Below are 1,712 nucleotides of genomic sequence, written 5' to 3'. Positions count from 1 at the left end.
TCTAGAAGGTCTGCAATTATTATTTACACAAAATTATTTATACTCCCTTAAAAGTCATCCCTTTTTAAATATCCATATTATACAGATTCACTTTATCAGAGAAAGTGCGTATTCTAAAACTTTTTCACCTTTCATCATTCCATAATCGATAGTATTTATAACTTCTAAAGGTTTTCCAGCCTCAGCTGCAATTTTACTCAATTGATCTTTTTTAAATCTAATTTGTGGCCCCAGTAAAAATACATCAAATATTTCTAGATTTTCCTGTAACTCCTCAACAGATTTAGCTTCTATTAAAACATTTATATTTTTTTCAGTAGCGACCTTTTTCATTTTATTAACAAGCATTGATGTTGACATACCAGCTGCACATAAAAGTAATATTTTTTTCATATTTCCTCCAGTTATAATTTTAGATTTTTAAATTGAGGTAGATATTTTCTATTTTGTTTAATAACTTCATTTAAAAGTGTTTTTACAACATGTCCACTAGTGACAAGGGGATTTATTGTAAGAGCTTGAATAGCTTTATTATAATCTCCATTTACTCCAGCTTCTATTGTCATCTCTTCGTAGTTTTTCATAAGTTGCAAAATCCCTCTGACTTCAATTGGCATGGGATCTTGTGGTAGTGGTTCAAGAGTGTTCTTAAAAACTTTAACAGTGATTTCAACAGCACAGTTATTAGGTAAACAATCAATTGTTCCATTATTTTTAGTAGAAACTGTCATAACAGTTCCTAAATCGTTATAGATTGATGAGATTAGCTCACAAGCAGCATCAGAATAGTATTGTCCCCCTCTTTTTTCTAACTCTTTTGGTTTTATATTCAAATTTGGATCTTTATATAGTTCAAAAAGAGATTTTTCAACTTCACGAACTTGTTCTCCTCTAGTTCCAAGTCCACTACGTATCTCTTTTAACTGCTCATTTAGCATTTCATCTGTTAAATAATAATATTTATGATATCCACAAGGAATCATTTTCAAATCTCTAATTTGTTCATTTAACCACTGAGCTGAATTCTTCAAATTAGCTGGAAGATTATCTGACTCTTCAATATTTTTTTCAATAACCTTTTGAGTTACATCTATACCATTATGTAAAACTTTTCTTCCCCATAGAAAGTGATTTAACCCTCCACATATAAATTCAATCTCCGATTCAGGAACATCTAAAGTTTTAACTACACTTTTTTTCATTCCAATAGGTACATTACATAGTCCTACAACTTTTATATTTGGATAATTTTTAATTACAGTTTCAGTTATAATACCACTTGGATTTGTAAAATTTACTAGATACGCGTTCGGACAAAGTTCAGTTATATCTTTACAAATATCTAAAATAACTGGAATAGTTCTCATAGCCTTAGCAAAACCTCCAAGACCATTTGTTTCTTGACCAATCATTCCAAAATTTAAAGGGATTTTTTCATCTCTAATTCTAGCTTCTAAAAGACCAACTCTAAATTGAGTTGTCACAAAATCAGCATTTTTTAAGGCTTCTCTTCTATCTAAAGTTAAATGGATGAACATTTTATCTTTTAATCCAGCTTTTTCTATCATTCTTTTAGCTAAAGCACCAACTATTTCTAATTTTTCTTTCCCATCTTCAATATCAACAAGCCAGAGTTCGCTCACAGGAAGTTGCTCATATCTTTTTATAAAGCCTTCAATAATTTCAGGTGTATATGATGATCCTCCACCAAT

At 30.0% G+C, this 1,712-nt stretch carries 2 protein-coding genes; both read right to left on the bottom strand.

Going from position 1 to position 1,712, the window contains the following annotated elements; genetic code table 11:
• Positions 1–87: 87 nt before the first annotated feature.
• On the bottom strand, positions 88–393 hold the full coding sequence (locus tag ACMOUI_RS05490; protein ID WP_418964731.1) for a PTS sugar transporter subunit IIB: 306 nt from the start codon (positions 391–393) through the stop codon (positions 88–90).
• Between the two features lie 11 nt (positions 394–404).
• On the bottom strand, positions 405–1,712 hold a 1,308-nt coding region (locus tag ACMOUI_RS05485; protein ID WP_418964730.1), incomplete at its 5' end, for a 6-phospho-beta-glucosidase.

Origin of the sequence: Cetobacterium sp., from assembly GCF_048470075.1 — a bacterium.
GTDB lineage: Bacteria > Fusobacteriota > Fusobacteriia > Fusobacteriales > Fusobacteriaceae > Cetobacterium_A.
This window is presented reverse-complemented; position numbering and strand designations above follow the sequence as displayed.